We start from the raw sequence: 20,584 nt of genomic DNA on the forward strand, positions 1-20,584 counted from the left end.
ACTGCTATACTATGAGTCGTCTTTACTTCTTAATTAAATCCAGCCTGATTCTAGGCATGGGATTATCACTAATAGCATCGCCTGCCCCAGGGATTACTCTTGCTCAGAAATCTGTAGATGGAACAGGACAAATAACGACTTCACAGGTAAAGATTGTTAAGGTGGGAGTGATGGCAATTCGGGGTGTTGACCATACCAAAAAAAAATGGCAACCGACCCTAGACTATCTCAGTGAAACCATTTCCGGCTATGTCTTCCAACTTGTACCACTAGGGTTTGACACCATCGAAGAAATAATAGCTAACCAGGAGGTGGACTTTGTGTTGCCTAACCCTGGAATGTATGTAGAGTTGGAATGGATTTATGGGGCACGACGAATTGCCACCCTAAAAAATCTACGCCTAGGCCAGCCTTACACCCAATTTGGAGCGGTTATCCTGCGTCATGCTGATCGCAATGATATCCAGGATTTAAGGGATTTACGGGGCAAAACCTTTATGGCCGTCAGTGAAATTGCCTTTGGGGGCTGGCAAATGGCATGGGAAACTCTGTTACAAGCTGGAGTTAACCCCTACCGTGACTTTCCAGCGCTCCACTTTGGTGGTAGCCATGACGCAGTGGTCTACGCTGTTCGTGATGGTATTGTCGATGCTGGCACTGTCCGCACTGATACCCTCGAACGTATGGCACAGGAGGGTAAAATTAATCGAGATGACTTTGTGATCCTCAATCAGCAAACTCAATATCAGGACACTTTCCCTTTTGCTCTGAGTACTAAACTTTATCCAGAATGGCCCTTTTCTACACTACCCCATACCCCAATGGAGTTAGCGGAAGAGGTTGCGATCGCATTAATAACCATGCCTTCTGAGCACCCAGCCGCCAAAGCTGGTCGTTATCAGGGCTGGACTATCCCCGCCAACTACCAAGCTTGTCACGAAACCTTACGGAATCTGCGGGTTCGTCCCTACGAAGATTGGGGAAACGTGACTCTGGGTCAAGTCATCCATCACTACCGCTATTGGCTGTTATTTGCTGGTGTTTCCTGCTTTGGATTTAGCTATGGTCTAGTTTATCTGGCTGGCCGTAGGCGAATCGAAGCAGAACTGCGACAAACCAATGCTTTACTGGAAATCCGGGTCTCCGAACGTACAGCTGAGTTCAAAGCAGCTAAAGAAGCGGCTGATCAGGCTAATCACGCCAAAAGTGAATTCCTGGCTAATATGAGTCATGAATTGCGTACTCCCCTCAATGGCGTTTTGGGTTACGCCCAAATTCTACAACGGGATCCACAGATAACTGCTAAACAAAAAGACCAGATCAACCTTATTTATAAGTGTGGCAACTATCTACTCCATCTGATTAATGACATTTTAGACTTATCCAAAATCGAAGCTCGGAAAATGGAACTGTTTCCGACAGAAGTTCATTTGCCGTCCTTTCTGATGGAAGTTGTAGAAATGTGTCGCGTCAAAGCCCAGCAAAAAGAGATTGCTTTTAGTTATCAACCCTCATCCCATCTGCCAGAGGGTATCCTGGCTGATCCCAAACGATTGCGACAAGTTCTGATTAATCTTTTGGGAAATTCTATTAAGTTTACTGACCATGGCGGAGTCACGTTTAAGGTAGACGTTATCAGTAATCACCAAGCAATTACTACTATCCAATCCCCCCTAGCCAGACTTCGATTTATCATTAAAGATACTGGCGTTGGGATGACCCCAGAACAACTGGAAAAAATCTTTTTGCCCTTTGAACAGGTGGGGGATGTTGAGCATCGTGAACAAGGCACTGGGCTTGGATTAGCGATTAGCAAAACAATTATCAATTTGATGGGAAGTGCTATCAATGTTGAGAGTACTTATGGCCAAGGTAGCCTTTTCTCGATCGAGTTAGAGTTACCGATTACTACAGCTGTGATTGACAGTAACCAAGCCTCCACCAAAACTCTTATAGGTTGTCAGGGGAAAGCAGGGAAAATCTTAGTAGTAGATGACAAATGGGAGAATCGCTCTGTAATTGTGAATGTTTTACAACCTCTGGGATTTGAACTGTTGGAGGCCAGTAACGGGGTTGAGGGTTTGGAAAAAGCCACAGCATTTAACCCTGATCTAATTATTACTGACTTGGTGATGCCGGTGATGGATGGCTTGGAAATGATGCGACGTCTGCGCTCATTAGATAAATTTAAAGATCTGTTGATTATTGCTTCATCTGCCAGTGTTTATGAGTTAGACCAGGAACAGAGTTCGAAGGCAGGCTGCGATGATTTTATTCCCAAACCAGTGGACGTAGCCGAATTACTAGAAAAATTAAAACAGCATTTGCAACTGGAATGGGTGTATGAAGACTTCATACCAAAACCAGAAACTATAACAGATGCTGGAGCTGAAGAAATCCAGCTAGATGCGATTGTGCCTCCCCCATCTGATATTCTGCTCCAACTTTATGACTTTGCTAAGAAAGGTAATGTGTTTGACATCAGCCAAGAAGCTGAAAAGCTGGAAAAGTTAGATTCTAAATTTGTCCCATTTGCTAAGGTTATTTATAGATTTGCTAAAGATTTCAAGGTGAAGCAACTTAGGAAGTTTATCGAAGAGTATGTCGATAAGTTATAATTATCATTGGTTAAATTTGTTGACTTTGAACAAAAAAAACTGCTTTTAAGATGGGATTTATTCGAATTTCACAAAAAATTGAATTAATCATTTTTTTTTCTGTTACTATTTATACTAAGTAAGATGCGTTTACCCTGCCCTTGGACACTATCCAATTAGCTACCAGTAAACCTAAACCTCCCAAACCTCCTTTAATCATGTAGCTAGCATCTGAAAGGAAACTTAAAGGCTTTTGACATGATCGTTTTATCAAAAATTAAGTAATCATATTGGAGCTATATGGAACAATCACTATAATAACACAATTTGTACTTGACCATTACTATGCAGGACTACCGAATAAAAATAATCATTATTATTATGAAGTCTGCGATCGAAGATCGCAGACTTCACCAGCGATTGCTATCACCTAAATCCTTACAAATCTTTGCCAAAACGCTGTCTAAAATTGGCTATTGATTTTGCTGGAAGTACATAATGTTCACAATGTAGATCGCCTGCTTCAAATTCTAATTCTTGCAAAATTTGGTAATGTAATTCAGACTGTTCTCCATCGCAAATTCCTACAGTAGGCTCCAGTTGCTCGAACTGAGATGAGAGTAAACCAGAAAAAGCACAACCCATGATATTAAAAGGATTTGAAAAAATTGATGACTTTTGAGCATTATTCAATATATTTTCTACAGAGGGTGGTAAATGGATTGTTGTTTTCATAGGATATGGCGATCGCAACATTCCACCCTCACTAAACAAAATATCTTCCCGTTCCTGAAAACGCTGAATAGCTTGCTCCACTGAAAAACAATGAGGACCAGAATCATCAACAATTAGTGTACCAGGCTTAACCTGAATAATATCTAATACATTTGCGACATTTGTAGCTCCAACAATTAAAGTAGAGTCGTAAATTTTTTCGGGAACTGTTGTTTTTGATAATGCCAAATTTATCTGACCTTTAAAACCAAATTTTTGGACTAAATCTTGTTTAATATTATCCAAAAATTCAAACTTACTATAAACATCACAAAGAGTAATTTCTTGAGGATGTGGTAAGCATTTCAACATTAACGGCAACACATTCATTCCCACAGAACCTAAGCCAATAAATCCTACTTTTTCTGTACTTAAATCTCGCCCACCTTGCTCACATATCTTCTTAATAGTAAGTACAACAGCAGCACCAGTTGTTCTATGTCCAGTCGTAATTTTTGGCAAATCATGACGATTAGCAATTGCCTTGGTAATTGCCAAACCATAATCAGTAGCAGAAGGAATTAAGCCAGTCAAAGAAACAAACTTAGCACCAATTCTTCCAGCCATTTCTAATGCTTCAATAATTACCTGTACTGTATCATCTTGATTGCTATATAAATCAGAAATAAATCGAGGCAAACCTATTAGTGCAATTCGACCCCAATTAGTCTGTTTAATAATTGCCCAAAAAGGAAGATTTTCAAAGATATTTTCAATAATATAATCTCGACTAAAACTAAACATTGCTGGATCGTATTCTCCTAAACAACCTAAGGCGGCAGCATCGACAGGAGGAATTTTCCCCACAGCAAATAAAGATAACAAAGAGCGAGATTCTAATTGTATATAGTCAGATTTTTTGGTTTGTACAACTTCCTCATTTAATGTTTCCTGAGCTTCATTATTAATTGATTGATAGCTTGGCTCTTGAGAAACATTTTTATTTTGTATTAGTTCCGTCATAATATTACTTAACTCAGCAATTATTGGGTGTAATAATAAAGTTTTTACTGAGAGACTAATGTTTAAATTTGTGGATATCTTAGAAACTAATTTGACTGCGGTTAGAGAATGACCTCCCAAATCAAAAAAGTTATCATATATTCCCACTTTTTCTATTCCCAACACTTCTTGCCAAATCTCTGCTAACAGCTTCTCTGTCTCCGTCTGTGGAGCCACATACTCCGTTGAGACACTACTGGTTACATCCGGTACAGGCAATGCCTTACGATCTACCTTGCCATTGGGAGTTAGAGGCAATTGCGACAACGCTATCAACCCCGATGGCACCATATACTCTGGCAACCGCGACTCCAAATACTCTCTCAACTCTGGTATCAGTTGGTTTCTCAACTGGGAACTCAACGGATTATTCCCATAATTATTCCAGTTACTTGCTACCACCGATTTTTGAGTTAGGGGTGTTAACACTATCCCTTCTTTGGCTAACTCACTGCGCACAAATACTCCATCCATCAATTCCGGACCTCCCTGAGCAGACCAACACAACTCTAGAGAATACCCATTATCCGAGCTCAGTTGATGTAGCCTCTCTGGGTCGATGCCATTGACTAGCTTCTCCTGTAAAAACTGCCTCAACTGCTGCACATTCTGTTTTGATTCTGGCTGTGATAGCAACTCTACCAACTCTACATCATTAGCTACTCTGCCATTGACTAAACCACTAAAGCAAATTGATTCTGGCTCTTTGTCTCGCAGATAAGTTTCTATCTCCTGAGCACTCAGAGCCGCTCCACTTTCTACAGTCGGTGTTATTACTTTTCCTGGTTGTGCCTCTATATGCAACAGTACGCTGTAGCGATATTTATTCAGTTCATTGTGTTCTGTTCCTCTCTGTAAACGGATTTGTACATGAGTTATTTCTGGGTGTTTTTCTTTGAGAGCTACAAACAACTCTGGTGACACTAACAACTCTTTCTCCTGCTCCATTTGTCTGTCTATCTTTGGCTTGAGTTGTTCTACTGAAAGTGAGGGAGTTGCTTGATACAGTTGCACTGAACTGTGAAAGGCTTTCATTAATGGCCAACTGCGGATATCCCCTAGGAAAATCATTCCTCCTGGTTTGACTACCCTGATACTATTTTCTATTACTTGTAACAGATATTCCACACTCGGGAAATACTGGACTATGGAAGAAAGCAGTACGACATCGAAACTGTTAGGAGCTATATCAGCCATGTCTTCAGCTCGTTTCTGTGCTAAGGAGACATGACTATATTTGTCTGGTTGCTGTTCTATTTGTTGTTTGATGTATTCTAATGAGACCTTGGAGATATCTGTCCCATAATAGTTTTGTGTCTGGGGTGCGATTTGAAATAGCAGCATTCCTGTGCCACAACCTATTTCCCACACACTCTCTGGTTTCTGCGCTAATACTTGAGTGACAATATCCCCTGCCCAGATGCGCATTTGCTCTACTGGTATGGGCTGGTTATCATAGTTGCTGATCCATCCTCTAGTGTTGAATAGAGGGTCAGTTACTTCACTGAGCTGGTCGTATATTTGTTGATTGAATATATCTTGCCAACTGTCTACTTGGGTTTCTGATAGTTCTCGGTTGGAGGTGGTTGTGGTTTGGGTTTCTGGTACTATGTATGCTACCAGGCGTTTGTCTCCTGGGTTGTCTTCTGTTGCTAAGACTACCGTTTCTTTAACGATGGGGTATGAATTGATAACTGCTTCTATTTCTCCTGTTTCGATGCGATATCCCCGGATTTTTACTTGGTGGTCTATTCTACCTATAAATTCGATGTTGCCATCCCCTAAGTAGCGAGCCAAATCTCCCGTCTTATATAATTTTGAGTTCTCAAAAGGGTTGGGAATAAATTTTTCGGCTGTGAGTTCGGGGCGGTGGTGGTAGCCTATGGCTAAACCATCTCCTCCTAGGTGTAATTCTCCTGCTACTCCTATGGGCACTGGTTGTAAATTTGAGTCCAGAATATATACTTGTGTATTGGATATTGGCTTACCGATGGGTACTGATTTTTCTAGATTACTATCAGCTTTGACTTGAAAACAGCAGGTGAATGTAGTGTTTTCTGTTGGTCCGTAACCATTTATTAATTGACATCCTGGCAGTTTTTCTAATACTTTCTGCACATGGGTTACTGATAAGACGTCTCCTCCTGCTAATAGTTGCTTTAATGATTTTAAGTTTTCCAGTTGCTCTTCTACCATCAGTTGGAATAACCCTGCACTCAGCCATAGGGTCGTGACTTGGTTTTCCCTAATTGCTGCTCCTATTTCTGCTAGGGAGGGTTGATGGGGTGGCATTACTGCTAGGGTTCCTCCGTTAAGCATACTGCCCCAAATTTCCAGTGTAGCTGCATCAAAGGATATGGGTGCTAATTGTAGGAATATGTCTTCTTCTGTGAGCTTAATATAGTTGGTATTTTTTACCAGTCGCACTACTCCTTGATGTCTGATGTTCACTCCCTTGGGTAGACCAGTGGAGCCGGAGGTATACATCATGTATGCCTGATGCTCTGATGTTATTGATACTGTTAGGTTTTCTGAACTTGCTGTATTTGGTAGCTCCCGGTCCAAACATATTACTTGAGCTGCCGTAGATGGTAGATCGTGTTGCCATTTTTCTTGAGTCAAGATGATAGATACTTGTGCATCTTCTACCATGTAATTGAGACGCGAAGTTGGATAATTTGGGTCTAATGGCACATAAGCTCCTCCGGCTTTGAGTATGGCTAATAAACCTACTACCATCTCTACTGAACGCTCTACACATATTCCCACTAGGGTTTCTGGAACTACTCCCAATTTTTGCAAGTAATGGGCTAGTTGATTAGCTTTGCTATTTAATTGGGAGTAGGTCAGCTTTTGTTGTTCAAATACTACTGCTACTGCATCTGGGGTTTTCTGGACTTGTTCCTGAAATAATTGATGGATACATTTGTCTGTTGGGTAATCTGTTTTCGTGTTGTTCCACTCCACCAGTATTTGGTCTAACTCTGGCTCTGTCATTAATGGCAACTGGCTAATAGGTCCCTCGGGAGTCTCTACTGCTGCTGAGAGCAAGTTTTGGTAATGTGACAGCATCCTGCTCATAGTTTCTGCTTCAAACAAGTCTCGGTTGTAAGCACAAAATCCTTTGATTTCTTCTCCTTCTACCCACAGATGTAACTCTAAGTCCATTCGCACTGTCATCTTAGCTCGTGCCCCTTCATACAAACCTACCTCTAAGTTAGGCAAGCTATAGGATGGTTTGAAGATTTCCTCCTGCTGAAGGGCAAACACTACCTGAAACAAGGGGTTTTGCGATAGAGACCTTTCTGGCTGCAACTCTTCTACCAATTTCTCAAAGGGTATGTCTTGGTGACCATAAGCTTCTAGGGCTGTTTGTTTCACTCGGTTTAATACTTCTGTGAAACTAGGGTTCCCTCCCAGGTCTGTGTACATGACTAGGGAGTTGACAAAGAAACCTATCAACCCTTCTATTTCACTGCGGTTGCGGTTGGCTATCGGTGTTCCTACTGCTATACTTTCTTGACCACTGTAACGAGACAGTAAGATTTTGAAGGCTGCTAACAGGGTCATAAATAGGGTGGTTCCCTGCTTTTGGGTGAGTTGTTTAACTTTTGATGTTAGTGCTGCTGGTATGTTTATGGGTATACCTGCTCCATTAAAAGTTTCAACTGCTGGTCGGGGATGGTCTGTGGGTAGTTGTAGTTGAGGTAAGTCAAGGAGCTTTTGCTTCCAGTAACTTAGTTGGCTAAAGAGGGTTTCACCTTGTAAGTAGTTCCTTTGCCACACTGCAAAGTCGGCATATTGTATCGGTAGTGAGGGTAATGGGGATGGTTGGTCTTCCAGTGTGGCAGTGTAAATAGCTGAGAGTTCTTTGGGTAATACTGTCAGTGACCAGCCATCGGAAGCTATGTGATGTAATGTGATTTGCAGTATGTGTTCTGTTGTTCCTAATTGATACAACTGAGCCCGTATGGGAGGGTCTACTTCTAGATTGAATCTTTGTTCATTTTCTTGTTGGAGTAGTTGTTGGAGTTTGGTGGTAGCTTCTGATGGTGTTAACTCACTTAGGTCAATTATGGGTAGTTCTAATTCAAAGGGGGGTTGAATTATTTGTACTGGTGTGCCGTTGATTTCACTGAAGGTAGTTCTCAGGGTTTCATGGCGAGCGATGATTTGGTTGAGACTTTTTTCTAGGGCTACATAGTCCAATTGACCTACCAGATGTAGGGTTAATGGCATATTGTAGGCATTGCTACTCAAGGCCATTTTTTCAATAAACCATAGCCTTTGTTGTGCGTATGATAATGGTGAGGGGTTGCCATTTCGCTCAATAGGCTTAATTAAGTTTTCCTTGAATTCTCTCTTTAAATTAGCTTGTTGTAAAAAAGTAATAATTTCCTGCTTATGATTGCTTAATTGAGTCCGTAGCTCTGATGTCAATACTCCCTCTGGAGCTTTACAACGCAAGCGTTCACCTTCAAGCCATAATTTGACATTTTGATTAGCCAGATTCTCTAAAAATTTCTTTAATGTTTTCATAGTTCGATTTCCTCTAATTTTTCTTGATTGTTAGAAATTGTTTCTAGTCGTTCTGCTAAAAATGCGTTGTCATCTATGGCATCAATATCAGCGCCTAATTGTTTGATAGTAGGATTTTCAAATAACCTACTGATAGGTAACTCCACTTGAACAGTATTTCGCAGCCGAGACACAACCTTCGTTGCCATCAAAGAATGACCACCCAAATCAAAGAAGTTATCGTGTATTCCCACCTGTTCTATACCCAACACTTCTGCCCAAATCTCTGCTAATACCTTCTGTGTCTGTGTCTGGGGAGCCACATACTCCGTTGACACACTACTGGCCACATCCAGGTCAGGCAAAGCCTTACGGTCTACTTTGCCATTGGGAGTCAGAGGCAGTTGCGACAACACCATCAACCCCGATGGCACCATATACTCTGGCAACCGCGACTCCAGATACTCTCTCAACTCTGGTATCAGTTGGTTTCTCAACTGGGAACTCAACGGATTATTCCCATAATTATGCCAGTTACCTGCTACCACCGATTTTTGAGTTAGGGGTGTTAACACTATCCCTTCTTTGGCTAACTCACTGCGCACAAATACCCCATCCATCAATTCTCCTCTTCCTTCTGCAGACCAACACAACTCTAAGCTATACCCTAAAGCTGAACTCAGTTCATATAACCTCTCTGGGTCTATGCCATTTACTGCCTTTGACTCTAAAAGCTGCCTCAACTGCTGTACATTCTGTTTGGCTTCTGGCTGTGATAGTAACTCCAGTAAATCTACTTCATTTGCCAATCTACCATTTACTATACCACTAAAACAAATTGATTCTGGCTGCTTTTGCTGCAGATATGCTTCTATCTTTTCATAACTCATACCTGCCCCACTTTCTACAGTCGGTGTTATTACTTTTCCTGGTTGTGCCTCTATATGCAATAGTACGCTGTAGCGATATTTATTCAGTTCATTGTGTTCTGTTCCCCTCTGTAAACGGATTTGTACATGAGTTATTTCTGGGTGTTTTTCTTTGAGAGCTACAAACAACTCTGGTGACACTAACAACTCTTTCTCCTGCTCCATTTGTCTGTCTATCTTTGGCTTGAGTTGTTCTACTGAAAGTGAGGGAGTTGCTTGATACAGTTGCACTGAACTGTGAAAGGCTTTCATTAATGGCCAACTGCGGATATCCCCTAGGAAAATCATTCCTCCTGGTTTGACTACCCTGATACTATTTTCTATTACTTGTAACAGATATTCCACACTCGGGAAATACTGGACTATGGAAGAAAGCAGTACGACATCGAAACTGTTAGGAGCTATATCAGCCATGTCTTCAGCTCGTTTCTGTGCTAAGGAGACATGACTATATTTGTCTGGTTGCTGTTCTATTTGTTGTTTGATGTATTCTAATGAGACCTTGGAGATATCTGTCCCATAATAGTTTTGTGTCTGGGGTGCGATTTGAAATAGCAGCATTCCTGTGCCACAACCTATTTCCCACACACTCTCTGGTTTCTGCGCTAATACTTGAGTGACAATATCCCCTGCCCAGATGCGCATTTGCTCTACTGGTATGGGCTGGTTATCATAGTTGCTGATCCATCCTCTAGTGTTGAATAGAGGGTCAGTTACTTCACTGAGCTGGTCGTATATTTGTTGATTGAATATATCTTGCCAACTGTCTACTTGGGTTTCTGATAGTTCTCGGTTGGAGGTGGTTGTGGTTTGGGTTTCTGGTACTATGTATGCTACCAGGCGTTTGTCTCCTGGGTTGTCTTCTGTTGCTAAGACTACCGTTTCTTTAACGATGGGGTATGAATTGATAACTGCTTCTATTTCTCCTGTTTCGATGCGATATCCCCGGATTTTTACTTGGTGGTCTATTCTACCTATAAATTCGATGTTGCCATCCCCTAAGTAGCGAGCCAAATCTCCCGTCTTATATAATTTTGAGTTCTCAAAAGGGTTGGGAATAAATTTTTCGGCTGTGAGTTCGGGGCGGTGGTGGTAGCCTATGGCTAAACCATCTCCTCCTAGGTGTAATTCTCCTGCTACTCCTATGGGCACTGGTTGTAAATTTGAGTCCAGAATATATACTTGTGTATTGGATATTGGCTTACCGATGGGTACTGATTTTTCTAGATTACTATCAGCTTTGACTTGAAAACAGCAGGTGAATGTAGTGTTTTCTGTTGGTCCGTAACCATTTATTAATTGACATCCTGGCAGTTTTTCTAATACTTTCTGCACATGGGTTACTGATAAGACGTCTCCTCCTGCTAATAGTTGCTTTAATGATTTTAAGTTTTCCAGTTGCTCTTCTACCATCAGTTGGAATAACCCTGCACTCAGCCATAGGGTCGTGACTTGGTTTTCCCTAATTGCTGCTCCTATTTCTGCTAGGGAGGGTTGATGGGGTGGCATTACTGCTAGGGTTCCTCCGTTAAGCATACTGCCCCAAATTTCCAGTGTAGCTGCATCAAAGGATATGGGTGCTAATTGTAGGAATATGTCTTCTTCTGTGAGCTTAATATAGTTGGTATTTTTTACCAGTCGCACTACTCCTTGATGTCTGATGTTCACTCCCTTGGGTAGACCAGTGGAGCCGGAGGTATACATCATGTATGCCTGATGCTCTGATGTTATTGATACTGTTAGGTTTTCTGAACTTGCTGTATTTGGTAGCTCCCGGTCCAAACATATTACTTGAGCTGCCGTAGATGGTAGATCGTGTTGCCATTTTTCTTGAGTCAAGATGATAGATACTTGTGCATCTTCTACCATGTAATTGAGACGCGAAGTTGGATAATTTGGGTCTAATGGCACATAAGCTCCTCCGGCTTTGAGTATGGCTAATAAACCTACTACCATCTCTACTGAACGCTCTACACATATTCCCACTAAGGTTTCTGGAACTACTCCCAATTTTTGCAAGTAATGGGCTAGTTGATTAGCTTTGCTATTTAATTGGGAATAGGTCAGCTTTTGTTGTTCAAATACTACTGCTATGGCATCTGGAATTTTCTCTACCTGCTCCTCAAATAACTGATGGATACATTTGTCATTTGGGTAATCTGTTTTCGTGTTGTTCCACTCCACCAGTATCTGGTCTAGCTCTGGCTCTGTCATTAATGGCAACTTGCTAATAGGTCCCTCGGGAGTCTCTACTGCTGCTGAGAGCAAGTTTTCATAATGTGACACCATCCGACTAATTGTTTCCGCCTCAAACAAGTCTCGGTTATAGGCACATAATCCTTTGATTTCTTCTCCTTCTAGCCACAGATGTAACTCTAAGTCCATCCGCACTGTCATTTGATCTCCCATCCATCGCTCCCAACCTAACTCTACCTCTAAGTTAGGCAGGCTGAAGGATGGTTTCATGTGTTCACTCTGCTGAAGGGCAAACACTACCTGAAATAAGGGGTTTTGCGATAGAGACCTTTCTAGCTGCAACTCTTCTACCAATTTCTCAAAGGGTATGTCTTGGTGACCATAAGCTTCTAGAGCTGTTTGTTTAACTCGGTTTAATACTTCTGTGAAACTAGGGTTCCCTCCCAGGTCTGTGTACATGACTAGGGAGTTCACAAAGAAACCTATCAATCCTTCTATTTCACTGCGGTTGCGGTTAGCTATCGGTGTTCCTACTGCTATACCTTCTTGACCACTGTAACGAGACATTAAGATTTTGAAGGCTGCTAACAGGGTCATAAATAGGGTGGTTCCCTGCTTTTGGGTCAGTTGTTTAACTTTTGATGTTAGTGCTGCTGGTATGTTTATGGGTATACCTGCTCCATTAAAAGTTTCAACTGGGGGTCGGGGATGATCTGTTGGTAGTTGTAGTTGAGGTAAGTCAAGGAGCTTTTGCTTCCAGTAACTTAGTTGGCTTTCTAGGGTTTGACCTTGTAAGTAGTTCCTTTGCCACACTGCAAAGTCGGCATATTGTATGGGTAGCTCTGGTAATGGGGATGGTTTGTCGAACAGTGTGGCAGTGTAAATAGCTGAGAGTTCTTTGGGTAATACTGTCAGTGACCAGCCATCGGAAGCTATGTGATGTAATGTAATTTGCAGTATGTGTTCTGTTGTTCCTAGTTGAAACAACTGAGCCCGTATGGGGGGGTCTACTTCTAGATTGAATCTTTGTTCATTTTCTTGTTGCAGTAGTTGTTGGAGTTTGGTGGTAGCTTCTGATGGTGTTAACCCACTTAGGTCAATTATGGGTAGTTCTAATTCAAAGGGGGGGTGAATTATTTGTACTGGTGTGCCGTTGATTTCACTGAAGGTGGTTCTCAGGGTTTCATGGCGAGCGATGATTTGGTTGAGACTTTTTTCTAGGGCTACATAGTCCAATTGACCTACTAGATGTAGGGTCAATGGCACATTGTAGGCGTTCCTACTTAAGGCCATTTTTTCAATAAACCATAGCCTTTGCTGTGCAAAGGATAAGGGGATTACCTGTTCCCTAGAAATTGCTTGAATAGAAGTAGCTCCATCTGATTGCCTATTTTTCTGGGCTTTCCTAAGCAACTTTAGGATGTCTGCTTTGCGCTCAACTATACTCTGTTTCAGCTCTGGTGTTACTACTTCCTTCGGAGAACGATAACGGAGTTGCTCTCCATCTATCCAAAGTTTTACACCCAGATTTTGCAGGTAAGACACAAATTCTATTGTTTTCATAATGCTTCCTCCTCATAGTCTTCATCTGTTTCAGAAATGAATGTGTTTTCATCTTGAGCTAGCTGACGCAGCACTTCAAGATTTTGGGTTATACCAGCAACAGTGGGATACTCAAATAAATCTTGTAAGGTCAGTTCATTCCCCAAAGCCTGACGCAAGCGAGAAATCACCTGAGTAGCCAACAGTGAATTACCCCCCAACTCAAAGAAATTATCATAGATACCCACCTGGGATACCCCTAATAAATCCTGCCAGATTTGAGCAATTTGACGCTCCGTCTCATTCCTGGCCTTTATCCTTTCTTGAGTTGAACGACCCAAATTACTCTCAGAAAGTAAAGCTATATCAATTTCCCCACCCTCAGTCAAAGGCATTTCTGCCAACTCTACCACAGCACAACTACTAGGTTGACCCACTGCATCCTGTACCATTAGCTCCAGAAAACTCACATTGGGTTTACCTTTACCGTTAGTAGTAAAGTAAGCTGTTAATTGTTGCAGACTATCCGAAGTAAAAGTCAACCTTCTGATATTAAGATTACTACCATCCAAACCCACCATTAAGTAGGGTTGGTCATGGCATAAACCAGCTAACAGTGAAGACATACCTTGAGATAATCCCACAGCTATATAACCCTTAGCTTGAGTTAACTGCTTCATCTGATAACCCCGACTCATCCCCATTTCATCCCACATACTCCAAGCTAAACAATAGCTCTGTAACTGACTCTGATAACGTTGATAGTAATAAAAAGCATCCAAGAAACTATTAGCTGCTCCATAAGCTCCCACCGTTGTGCCACCAAAGAAACCATTAATAGAGGAAAAATTGATAAACAAACTCTGTGGCTGCTTTTCTACCAATTGATGTAATACCAAAGTTCCTATCAGCTTAGGACGTAACACCTCAGCTAAACTTTCTGGTGTTTCCTCCCTCAGCAAACGCTCTTGCATCAACCCTGCTAGATGAATCACCCCATCCAGTTGTTGAACGTGCCATCCAGACAAGGTTTGCTGTACTACCTCCTGCACTGCTTTTTGATGGCCAATATCTACCCCTTGGTAAATCACCTCACCACCTAGTTTTTGTAATTGTTGGTAAGCTTTGATTTTCTGTGCTAGCTTACCTCCTTGCTGTAAATAGGTTTCCCAACTGTTGCTATCTGGTAGGGGTGTACGACCTAACAGCAATAGTTTAGCCTGATAATGTTCCAGGAGATACTTAGCAATTTCAACACCAATTCCTCCTAAACCACCACTGATCAGGTAAGTGCCTCCAGTTTTGAATGGTAATGGTTGTAATGGTAAGGAAGGTAGGTCAATTTTCTCCAGACCTAATACCCAACGCTCTCCATCTCGATAAGCTACTTCTGAATCTTTGGCATCAATAGTTAGTTCCTCAAGTATCCGATTGCTATTGACTTCTAATGAGTCTTGTGGTAGGTCTAGATGCCGACAATGCCAGTGAGGGATTTCCATCGGGATAGTTTTCAACAAACCTGGTACTGTTGCTTTTTGATATGCAATGGTTTCTTGGGTATTCAGAGATTGACTATGACTGGCGACATACAGTAGTCGTACTGGATAATTTTCCTGATGATTACTAAAGGTTTGTAGGAGTAATAAGAGACTGTAAATACCGGTTTTTTGTGCTGTTTCTAGAGTTTCTGTGTCAGTAATTTCTCCAGTACCCGTATAGTTATCATAATGCCATAGGTGAATAATTGCTCCGATTTGGATATTGTCTCCTCCTAGACATTGGTACAGTTGTTGATAGTCTTCTTGAACATCTGGAGCAATTATATAGTGATTGTCATTGATTTTTTCGAAGGTTTCTCCTTGTTCTATCTGCACATAAGCTTGAGAATTATTTTCTAACTTTTGGCAGACTTGTTGACCTAATCCTAACTTATCAATAAATACTAAGAATACTCCAAATTTGCTTAATTTGTGTGGCGAATAATTTTCTTGTTTGCGTTGCCATGTTTTTTGATAGAACCAGTCAGGAATTGTTTGAGTATTTTCGGTAATTAAATCTACCCGTTTTAAGACTTCCTGGAATTCTCCTGTGGCAAATCTTTGACTAAGCTGAGTTCGTTGAATCTTACCAATGGAAGTTTTGGGAATTAAGTCTTTGTCTAGGGGGATTAAATAATCTGGATTAATTCCCATGCGGTTTATTACTTGTTCTCTGATAGCTTTTAATAAAGCTAATAACTCTGTATTTTCTGTTTTTTCACTATTGTAAAATATCCCTAATTTCTCGGTATTGCTATTAGTTGATCGCACAGCACAAGCGCAGGTGTAAGAAACTTCTATTCCTGGTAATTCTTCTACGGCTGATTCGATTTCATGGCTGTAGTAGTTTAACCCGTTGATAATAATTACGTCTTTTTGTCGTCCGGTAATAGTTAAACTTCCGTTCTTGAGAAAGCCTAAATCTCCTGTGTTAAACCAACCATCTGCTGTAAAAGCTTCTTTATTTGCCGTGGGATTTTGATAGTAACCTGATGTGACTGATGCGCCTTTTACCTGTAAAGACCCAACAACTCCTTCACGAACTACTTGTTGGTTTGCATCAACAATTCTCAAAGATGCCCCCGCAATTGGTTGACCAAGTTCAACAAATTTATCTTCATCAGATGATGATTCCAGAGAAAAACTATGAGAAAATGTAATCCCGGAACAAGTCTCACACATTCCGAAAGATGGATGAATAGCTTTTGTCGATAAACCATAATAATTTAAAAGTTTTAGAAAGTTTCTAGCAGTTTTAGTAACGATTACTTCTCCTCCATTCACCAAGAATTTCATTGAAGACAAATCCCAGTGTTGTTTCGTAACTTCTTCTGCGCGATCGCTGAAAGCGGGGCTTCGCCCATCGGCTTCGCCGCGCCAAAGGCGATCGCCAATAAGAGTAAATGCAAAATTTGGGGCCCAGCTAATTGTGGCTTGATGACGGTCAATTAAATCTAACCACTTGAGTGGATTTTGCAGTATCAATTGTGTCGGTACATGAATCTGCTGACATCCTAAGTCAACTGCCACAATACTCAGAAGTACCAATGCTCCTACATGGTCCATCGGCATCCAATTCAAGGTGACGTCTTGACTAGAAAATTGGTTCATTGCAATTGTACCAGCAGACATACTCAATAGCTTGCTGTTTTCCTGCATTACTGCTTTAGGTATCCCAGTGCTACCAGAAGTTAAGAGCAAAACTGCTAGGTCTTGTGGTTGACTTTTGTAAATCTTTGGATCTGGTTCAAAACCTCGTAATTGTTCCAAAGTTTCAACCACAAACTTACCTAAATTCAAACGTTGTGACCACCCACGCACAGATGGAGCTAATTTCCTATCTGTGAGTATCAAAGGCTGTCCTAACAAAGCCCAAGTATTTTGCAGTTTGGTCAGACTACTGTGGGATTGGTCATAACTAGGGGGTATTGATACTGGTACTGGTACAAATCCTCCTAACACACAACCCCAAAATGCACTGATAAAGTCTTGATTTGATTCTAACTGAAAGATTACTTTGTCTTGAGGTTTCAAACCTAACTGCCTTAACCCTCCTAATATTCTTTGAGCTTCTACCCACAACTCACTATAGGTTTGAGTGATTACTTCCCCATCTGACTGAATATATATCAGACTGGTATCCCCGTGCTCTTGAGCTGCTCGTTCTAATGCTTGTGCTAAAGTAGTTGGTGCATTTGGCGGCCACTTTATTGCTTCTCCTTCACTGATGGCTTGGTTTCCTGATGTTGATTGGGTTTGTAATTCTGTTGTTGGAGATGACTTTTCTACTAGGGGAGTTCCACCATGATTGGGCAGTTTTATTTGTTCTGATGGCAGCAAGTCTGATAAATGCAATGGTGGCAACTTTAGTGTTTTCTGTTGCACTACTACTGCTACTTGTTCTATTTCTGGCACTGCCTTTAGTTGTGTTTCCCATCGTTGCACTACGTTATCGTCAATTACTGGGAAATGCCCTAATGCTACTTCGTCTACTTTTCCTTTGTGAGTCAAAGGTAAGCTCGACAGAGGTACATAAGCTCCTGGCATCATGTATGGGGGTAACTGCTGTTGAATTTGGGAGTGTAATTGTTGGGGGTTCCAGACTCCGGTAACCACTACATAAGCTACTAATAAGGTTTGATGAGCTAGTACATAAGCTTGTTCTACTCCGGGGGCTGATAACAGGGCGGTTTCTATGTCTGCTAGTTCTATTCGCTTCCTTTTTATCCATGTCTGCCTTTGTTTGGCTCCGACTATTTCTAGATCGCCTTTGTTGTGATAACGACCTATGTCTCCTGTTGGGAATAGTCTACCTAATTGGGGATGTTGGATAAATTCTAGTGATGTCTGTTGCTGTATATAACCTCTGGCTAAACTGGAACCTCCGATATAGATTTCTCCTGGTACTCCTTTTGGGACTGGGTTTTGGTGTTGGTCCAGTAAATAAACTGATAACCGACCGGGGTTGCCTACGGGTACCTTTTCTCTCTTTGGTTTTTCTGACCAAGACCAGTGGGTGATTTCTCCTGCTGCTTCTGGAAGACTGTAGAAGTTGTGTAATGAAACTGGGTAGCTTTGGAGAAATTTGTTGGCTATTTCTGTTGATAGGGTTTCTCCACTGCAAAGAAGCGATCGCCAACTTTTCATAAATGCTACCTGGTTAGTTGTGTTTAACCAGGCAGGTAGTTCTGATGGATACAGGTGAACTATGGTAACTTTGTGCTGGCCGATTAATTTCTGTAATTCTTTTGGCTCCTTATTTGCAGCTATAACTACACTACCACCACTGATTAGAGGTAAACCTATTTCTAGGAGGGCTACATCTTGAGTCAGAGAGGTTTTATGCAGCAGAATGTCTTGATTAGTTAGAGTCAAGATTTCTTGTAGCCATTGTAAACGTTGAGCTACAGCTTGATGTTCTACTAAGGTTTGATTCAGAATGTAGGCGAGGTTGGTGGCTGTTGTTTCTGTGTTTGGGTTTTCTGTATTTTGTTTGGCTATTGATTCCCACTCGGTGTCTAGACACAGAATTTGAGCTACCGTAGCGCGAGCATCTTGCTCGCTATAGGTGTACCCTTTTGATTTGAGGTGGTTTTGGGTTAATATTACTGAAATTGATGGCAAATCCTGTAGATTCTTGGAATCTAATGGCACATAAGCTCCTCCTGCTTTGAGTATGGCTAATAAACCTACTACCATCTCTACGGAACGTTCTACACAAATACCCACTGGCGTTTCTGGAACTACTCCCGAATTTTGCAAATAATGTGCTAGTTGATTAGCTTTTCTGTTTAATTGGGAGTAGGTGAGCTTTTGTTGTTCAAATACTAATGCTATTCCATTTGGGTTATTTTCGACCTGTTCCTCAAATAACTGATGAATACATTTGTCTGTGGGATAATCTGTTTTGGTGTTTTTCCATTCGTGCAGAATTTTCTGTTTTTCTGCTGCTGTGATTAAGGGAAGTTTTGAGATTTTTTGTTGGGGGTTGGCTACTATTGCTTTTAGTAGAGTTTTAAAATGTGCCATCATCCCAGTGATGGTTGCTCTGTCAAATAGGTCTGTGTTGTAAACAAAATAGCCTTCTAGACCGGATAGTGCTTCCCACAGATGCACTTCTAAATCCATTGTAGAGTTGAAACCTTCTTCCCTCTGAAATACCCTTAATCCTGGTAAATCCCAGTTCATTGATGGTACATCTATGAAGCTAAATATCACCTGTACCAGAGGGTTATAGCTTAAATTCCTTTCTGGCGAAAGTTCCTCTACTAGCTTTTCAAATGGTAAATCCTGATGTTTATAGGCTTCTTGAGTTGTTTGTTTGACTTGACTTAAGAATTCGGTAAAGCTAGAGTCATCTGAACATTGAGAACGAAGTGCAAGGGCGTTGGTAAACATACCAATTAAGGGTTCGATTTCGACTCGGTTGCGGTTAGCAATTCCTGTACCTACTATTAAGTCAGACTCTCCAGTATAACGATAGAGTAGAACAAAAAATGCACTCAACACAGTCATAAACAATGTTGTACCTGACTCCTGACTTAGTTGCGTGAGTTTTTGTATCAAGTTCTGATTGAGTTGAAATTTTTCTAATCCTCCATGGAAGCTTTGCACTTGTGGACGTGGGCGGTCTGTTGGTAGGGGGGATATTGGGGAAACTCCTGCTAGTTTTTCTCTCCAGTAGCTCAGATGTTTTTCTAATACCTCTCCTGTGAGTCTCTGTCGTTGCCAGTGGGCGTAGTCGGCATATTGAATAGGTAGTTCTGATAATGGGGAGGGGTTTCCTTGACTGTAGGCTTCATACAATGTACATAGTTCCGATGCTAGTATGCCTATAGACCAACCGTCATATATTATGTGGTGCATGGTTAACATTAATATATGAGTTTCTCGGCTGAGTCGTACTAGGGTGACACGCAGCGGGGGGCTTTGGGCTAGGTCAAAGGGTTTTTCTGCTTCAGTGCTAGCTAGTTGTTTGAGTTGAGTTGTTTGTTCTGGTGATGATGGTAATTCTACTGTTGACAGATTGATGTTGGCAACAGGATAAATTACTTGCATGGGTTTCCCGTCTACAGAGGGGAAACAGGTGCGTAGGTTTTCGTGTCGCCTGATGATTTCGTTGAGACTTTGCTCTAAGACTGTTACGTTGAGCAGACCTTCTATTTGTAGGCTCACCAGCAAATTGTATAACGGATTATCTGGCAAAAGCTGATGCCAAAACCACATCATTTCCTGTGCGAATGATAATGGTAAGGAGTTATTTCGCTCAATAAGTTTTATTTGAGACTGCTGTGAGTATACAGATTGTTTGGCAGTGTGCAAAAAGCTGATGACTTCTGCTTTACGTTCCCGCAGTTGAGCCAGCAATGTGGGTGTAAGTTTTCCTTCAGGAGCACTATAGTGTAGTTGCTCTCCTTCAAGCCAAAGTTGGATATCTTGGTTGCGAAGCTCAAGTAAAAATTCTTCTATCATTTGCATTTGTTTCATA

General features: G+C 41.4%; 5 protein-coding genes. 1 reads left to right on the plus strand and 4 read right to left on the minus strand.

Annotated features, from left to right (window positions below; translation table 11 throughout):
* Window positions 1-11 precede the first annotated feature (11 nt).
* Window positions 12-2,618 carry a PhnD/SsuA/transferrin family substrate-binding protein gene (locus BJP34_RS02880; RefSeq protein WP_070391034.1) on the plus strand — a complete coding sequence of 869 codons (2,607 nt, stop codon included), beginning with the start codon at window positions 12-14 and terminating at the stop codon, window positions 2,616-2,618.
* Window positions 2,619-2,727: 109 nt separating this feature from the next.
* Here the strand turns inward: BJP34_RS02880 and BJP34_RS50255 are convergent, their stop codons facing one another.
* The 4 genes from BJP34_RS50255 to BJP34_RS02895 all read right to left on the minus strand — a co-directional run bounded on the left by BJP34_RS50255 (window position 2,728) and on the right by BJP34_RS02895 (window position 20,583).
* Window positions 2,728-2,817: a hypothetical protein gene (locus tag BJP34_RS50255; protein WP_149030753.1), complete on the minus strand. Its 90-nt coding sequence runs from the start codon at window positions 2,815-2,817 to the stop codon at window positions 2,728-2,730.
* A gap of 218 nt (window positions 2,818-3,035) precedes the next feature.
* Window positions 3,036-8,912 carry a non-ribosomal peptide synthetase gene (locus tag BJP34_RS02885; protein ID WP_070391035.1) on the minus strand — a complete coding sequence of 1,959 codons (5,877 nt, stop codon included), beginning with the start codon at window positions 8,910-8,912 and terminating at the stop codon, window positions 3,036-3,038.
* Window positions 8,909-13,579, minus strand: a complete 4,671-nt coding sequence (locus BJP34_RS02890) for a non-ribosomal peptide synthetase (RefSeq protein WP_070391036.1) — start codon at window positions 13,577-13,579, stop codon at window positions 8,909-8,911. Before BJP34_RS02890 ends, BJP34_RS02885 begins: the two co-directional genes overlap by 4 nt.
* Window positions 13,576-20,583 (minus strand): SDR family NAD(P)-dependent oxidoreductase, encoded by a 7,008-nt coding sequence (locus BJP34_RS02895; protein WP_070391037.1) that lies wholly within the window; start codon window positions 20,581-20,583, stop codon window positions 13,576-13,578. Before BJP34_RS02895 ends, BJP34_RS02890 begins: the two co-directional genes overlap by 4 nt.
* Between the last annotated feature and the right edge of the window lies 1 nt (window position 20,584).

The organism is Moorena producens PAL-8-15-08-1 (assembly GCF_001767235.1).
GTDB lineage: Bacteria > Cyanobacteriota > Cyanobacteriia > Cyanobacteriales > Coleofasciculaceae > Moorena > Moorena producens_A.

Excerpts from the sequence above, each read along its gene's own strand:
- BJP34_RS02880 (WP_070391034.1), top strand. The coding sequence starts at position 12 with ATGAGTCGTCTTTACTTCTTAATTAAATCCAGCCTGATTCTAGGCATG.
- BJP34_RS50255 (WP_149030753.1), bottom strand. The coding sequence starts at position 2,817 with ATGATTAAAGGAGGTTTGGGAGGTTTAGGTTTACTGGTAGCTAATTGG.
- BJP34_RS02885 (WP_070391035.1), bottom strand. The coding sequence starts at position 8,912 with ATGAAAACATTAAAGAAATTTTTAGAGAATCTGGCTAATCAAAATGTC.
- BJP34_RS02890 (WP_070391036.1), bottom strand. The coding sequence starts at position 13,579 with ATGAAAACAATAGAATTTGTGTCTTACCTGCAAAATCTGGGTGTAAAA.
- BJP34_RS02895 (WP_070391037.1), bottom strand. The coding sequence starts at position 20,583 with ATGAAACAAATGCAAATGATAGAAGAATTTTTACTTGAGCTTCGCAAC.